The following is a 4,756-nucleotide window of genomic DNA, read 5'->3' on the forward strand; positions in this document are numbered from 1 at the left end:
TCTCGCAGACCTTGGCGAGCTGCTTCATCTGGGTGGGGGTCAGCCGGTCGAAGACGAGCTGCTGCACGGCCTCGGCATGGCCCGGCGCGGCCTCGACGACCTTGTCGTACCCGGCGTCGGTCAGCACCGCGATCTGCACGCGGCCGTCCTCGGGGTCCCGTTCGCGGCGCACCCAGCCCTGGGCCTCGAGCCGTGCCACGACGTGCGACAGACGGGACAGTGAGGCCACCGCCCGCTTGGCGAGCTTGCTCATCGCCAGGCGACGGTCGGGCTCCTCGGAGAGGTAGACGAGCACGATGTAGCCCATGTGGGTCATGCCCGAGTCACGCTGGAGCTGGCTCTCGAGGGCGGCCGGCACGCGCGTCAGGACGGCCACGAAGGTGCGCCACATCTGCTGCTGTTCGTCGGTCAACCACCGTGGCTCGTCCATGAGGGAAGGTTAGTAACCCGTGATCGCGCCGCCATCGACCGGGTGGCCAGGTTGTATAACAGCGGCCCAACGAAAGGGCAGGTCGATCGACATACGTGTACGTCACCGATACTCTGCACCAGGGATTTTCCCCACGACACGGCGCCGGAACCGGCAGGCGGGGGGGCCTCGGCCGGTTCCGGCGCCGGTCTGCAAGTAACCGGTGCCAGGCGTTATTCGCCCGGCGGCTCGTCCTTGCCCTCTTCCTCCAGCCGGTCGGCCTCTTCCTTCGTCTTGTGCACCGCACCGTCGGCGTGCTCCGGCGGGCCGTAGACGGTGTAGAGCACGAGCGGCAGAGGTCCGGCATTCTTGAAGTTGTGCTTGGTGCCGGCCGGGACCACGACCAGGTCGCCCTGCGAGACGTTGCGGGTCGCCCCGCCGACCTTCGCCTTGGCGGTGCCGCTGACGAACGTGAGGATCTGGTCCACCTCGTGGACCTCCTCGCCGATCTCGCCGCCCTCAGGGATCGTCATGATCACGACTTGGGTGTGCTTGCCGGTCCACAACACCCGGCGGAAATCCGGGCTCTGCTCGGCCTCGGTGGCGATCGTCCAGTGCTTCATGGTCGGAGTCGTACCCCGATCAGGAGCGGCGCAATCGGCTTGATTCCAGCGGGGAGGGGCGTCCCACGAAGTAGCCCTGGACGAAGTCGACGCCCAGCTCCCGGAGCAGGCGGAGGGTGGGCTCGTCCTGCACGAACTCGGCAACCGTGTGGATCCCGTACGCCTGACACACCTGCACCAGCGCCCGCACCAGCACCTGGTCCTGCTGGTTCTGGGTCAGCCGGACCACGTACTCCCCGTCGATCTTGACCAGGTCGATCGGAAAGATCCGCAGGTAGCGGAACGACGCGTAGCCGGACCCGAAGTCGTCCAGGGCCAGCTCGCAACCGAGGTCGCGCACCCGGTCGGCGAAGTGCCGTGCCTCGCTGAGGTTGCCGATCAGCGCCGTCTCGGTGATCTCGAAGGTGAGCTGCTCGGGGTTGACGTCGTAGTGCTTGATCAGCCGTTCCACCTCCGCGGTGAGCCGGGGGTCGCCGACCGAGCGCCCGGAGAGGTTGATCTGCAGGTTCAGATCCTGGTGCTCGGCGGCCAGCTGCATCGCCCGCTCGACCACCCACAGGTCGATGTCGAAGACCGCGTCGAGACGCTCGGCGATGTCCAGCACCTGGATCGGCGACTGCGGGCCGTCGTTCTCGTCCAGCACCCGCAGCAGGAGCTCGTGCCGGGTGATCCGGTTGCTCTGCAGGTCGAGGATCGGCTGGGAGTAGAGCGTGAACCGGTCGGTGCCCAGCGCGTCGGCCACCCGCTCGCGCCACGAGCCCTGCCGGTCGCGGGCCGGCACCGGATGCGGCACCAGGGTGAGCGGCCGGTCGGCGTGGCGGGCCTGGCGCCAGGCCTGCTCGGCGTCGATCAGCAGGTCGTGGCTGGCGGTCTCGCCGCCGGGCTGGAAGCGGACGACGCCGGCCCACGCCTTGGCGCGAACCCAGACGTCCGGCAACACGAAGGGGTGCGCGCGCAGCGACTCGACGAACAGCTCGCCCTGCCGCCGGGCGAGCGCCCACGACGCACCGGCCAGCAGCACGCCGATCTCGTTCGGGCCCACCCGGCCGAGCAGGTCGGCGGGCCGGATGACCCCTTCGAGTACGCGCGCCGCCCGGTGCAGCAGCTCGGCGTTGCGCTCCGGGCGGCCGTGGTCGGCATGTGCGCGATCGGGCTCGACGCGGACCACGAGCACCGCCCCGCCGCCCCGGCGCAGGGCGCGGTCGAGCTCGTCGGCGAAGCCGGCCCTGGTCAGCAGGCCGGTCGCGGGGTCGGGATCGGCGACGGTGGTCTGCACGGTCTCGCCGCGCCGGGCCAGCCGGGCCACCTCGCGCCGGGCCCGCTCGCGGGCCGAGACGTCGGTGATCACGCCGCGGACGCCGCGGGCCACCCCGTCGTCGCCGATGACCGCGTCGAGCCGGACGTCCACGTCGAACCAGCCGCCGTCGACCCGCGTGAGCCGCAGGGTGGTCTGCACCGGCTCCCGGCTCGTCCAGGCTCGGGTGATCGCGCTCAACGCGGTGGCCTGGTCGTCACGGTGCACGTAGCGGGCGAGGACCTGGCGGCTCACCTCGTTGTCGCTCGGCGACTGCCCGAGCATCTCGCCCAGCCCCTCGGACCAGACGATCTTGTCGCCGGCGGCGTCGTACGAGAACCAGGCATCCACGGCGGCGGTCTTCGACTTCCTGGGGTGGCGACCGGAGGAGACATCGTGCAACGCGCGCGGACGCGGAATGCGTTCGTCGGGTGCCGTCATGATGCCCTCAGCCCCCTCCCGCCCCTCGTGCCATTGCCCCCACCTATTACGACCCGTCACGGCTCCGGGTAACAGAGGACATCGGGGCCAATGTTTTCGCGGATCCCCCAACAAAACAACGAACTGCTGTTTCTCGGCTGAACGAGGGGCCGAATTAGCCGATCGGATGACCACCGCACCGTGTGACGACGGTCTCGAACTACGGTCAAGTCCATGACGGACAGTTACTTGTTGCGCACGCCACCACGCACCGCTCCGGAGAGCATGCACCTAGTGACGATGGATAGAGTGACAAGCTCCGTCGAGGACTAGCGACCGAGGGACCGCGTATGGGGATCATTCGGGACATGCAACGGGCCCAGGCCACTCAGGCCGCCGCCCAGCAGCGTGCCACCACGGCCGCCACTCAGCAGCGCGAGCTGATCCGGCGCAACGCCGACCTGGCCATCGCCGCCGCTCAGCGGGCCGCGGCCGACGCGGAGATGCACCGGGAGAGCCGGCGGCTCTACGTCGAGGCACGCACCGCCGACGCGGCGGCGGCCAACGCCGACCTGCGCGCCCGCCTGTCTGATCTCGACTCCCTGCTGCACTCCACATTGGACGTCGACGACCACATCGATTTGGACCGGTTCAAGAAGCCGGCGGAGGTGCCGCCGTTCGACCCGGGACCACTGGGCCGGCCGATCCCCGAACCCAGCTGGGAGAGCTACGAGCCACCGACTCCGCGCGGCGTGGGCAAGATCCTCGGCGGCGACCGGTTTCACCAGCAGCAGACGACCTCCGCCCGGCAGGCCTACCAGGAGGCGCGCCGGCGGTGGATCGACGCGGAGACCCGGCGGCGCCGTCAGCTCGCCGCGCGCGAGCAGGCGTACGAGGAGAGCAAGCAGAAGTACGAAGCCAAGATCGCCTCGTACAACGCCGAAGTGGATCGGTTCGCGGCGGCCGTGGCCAGCGCCGATCCGGCGAGCGTGGTCGAGTACTTCGCGATGGTGCTCGGCAACTCGGTGTATCCGGACGACTTCCCGCAGCACTTCCGGCTCGCGTACCTGCCGAAACAGAAGCACCTGCTGATCGAGTACCACCTGCCGCCGGTCGAGGTCATTCCGGTGGTTAAGGAGTATCGCTACGACCGGGTGCGGGACGACCTGGTGGCGACCCCGCGCGACGAGGGCGAGATCCGGCGCCGGTACACCGAGGTGATCTCGCAGGTGTCGCTGCGCACCGTGCACGAGATCGTGGAGGCCGACCGCGGCGAGCTGGTGGCGAACATCTCGTTCAACGGCATCGTGGACACCATCGACCGGCGTACCGGGATCTTCGTGCGCCCCTGCCTCGTCTCCCTGCGTACCCGGAGGGAGGTTTTCGCCCCCATCAAGCTGCGCCGCGTCGACCCGGTGGCGTGCCTGAAGCATCTGCAGGCGGGACTCTCCGGGCTGCCGGACGAGCTCGAGGGCGTCACCCCGCTCGTCGACTTCGACCGCGAGGCGGACCAGGACCTGACCGGCGAGTTCAACGTGCTCGCCGAGATCGACGAGCGGCCGAACCTGCTGGCCATGAGCGACGACGAATTCGAGCAGGTGGTGGCGGACCTGCTCGGCAACATGGGCCTGGAGATGGGCCGGTGCACGCGAAGTGGCGGCCGGTCACGCTGGCTGGCCAGCGACCCGCGCCCGGTCTTCGGAGGCAAGGTCATCGTGTACGCGACGCGCGGCGGCCCGGTCGGCCATTCGACGGCACACACGCTGGCCGACGCGGTCGCCGCGGCCGGCGCGACCAAGGGCATCCTGATCGCCACCGCGGGCTACGAGTCCGAGGCCTACGACTCCGCCGCCGGCCGGCCGCTCGAGCTGCTCGACGGTCCGGGCCTGCTCAACCTGCTGGCCGAGCACAGCCGCATCAAGGCCCGTCTGGAGCCACCGGACTGATCTCGAGCTCCTCGATGCGCCGCCACAGTGGTCGCATCGCCGCCTCCGGCTCGCGGGCGAAGAC

The 4,756-nt window shown here is 69.8% G+C and carries 4 protein-coding genes; 1 reads left to right on the forward strand and 3 read right to left on the reverse strand.

The genetic code is table 11. The features are described from left to right. The 3 genes from AB0M20_RS28040 to AB0M20_RS28050 form a co-directional block, all read right to left on the reverse strand. Window positions 1–430: MarR family transcriptional regulator (locus AB0M20_RS28040; protein WP_364303194.1), on the reverse strand; the 430-nt coding region annotated here is incomplete at its 3' end. 212 nt (window positions 431–642) lie between these two features. After that, window positions 643–1,032: a cupin domain-containing protein gene (locus AB0M20_RS28045; RefSeq protein ID WP_364303196.1), complete on the reverse strand. Its 390-nt coding sequence runs from the start codon at window positions 1,030–1,032 to the stop codon at window positions 643–645. Window positions 1,033–1,051: 19 nt separating this feature from the next. Continuing rightward, complete coding sequence (locus tag AB0M20_RS28050) at window positions 1,052–2,767, reverse strand: EAL domain-containing protein (protein ID WP_364303199.1); 1,716 nt, start codon at window positions 2,765–2,767, stop codon at window positions 1,052–1,054. A 347-nt stretch (window positions 2,768–3,114) separates the two neighbouring features. Here AB0M20_RS28050 and AB0M20_RS28055 point away from each other — a divergent pair, with 347 nt between their 5' ends. Beyond that, the gene (locus tag AB0M20_RS28055) at window positions 3,115–4,692 is read left to right on the forward strand and encodes a restriction endonuclease (protein ID WP_364303201.1); all 1,578 of its coding nucleotides are present in this window, start codon (window positions 3,115–3,117) and stop codon (window positions 4,690–4,692) included. Window positions 4,693–4,756 lie beyond the last annotated feature (64 nt).

The organism is Actinoplanes sp. NPDC051633, assembly GCF_040681735.1.
In the GTDB taxonomy this organism is placed as follows: Bacteria; Actinomycetota; Actinomycetes; order Mycobacteriales; family Micromonosporaceae; genus Actinoplanes.

Bases quoted from the DNA above. Each gene is read 5' to 3' on its own strand.
- AB0M20_RS28045 (WP_364303196.1), bottom strand. From the start codon at position 1,032: ATGAAGCACTGGACGATCGCCACCGAGGCCGAGCAGAGCCCGGATTTC.
- AB0M20_RS28055 (WP_364303201.1), top strand. From the start codon at position 3,115: ATGCAACGGGCCCAGGCCACTCAGGCCGCCGCCCAGCAGCGTGCCACC.
- AB0M20_RS28050 (WP_364303199.1), bottom strand. From the start codon at position 2,767: ATGACGGCACCCGACGAACGCATTCCGCGTCCGCGCGCGTTGCACGAT.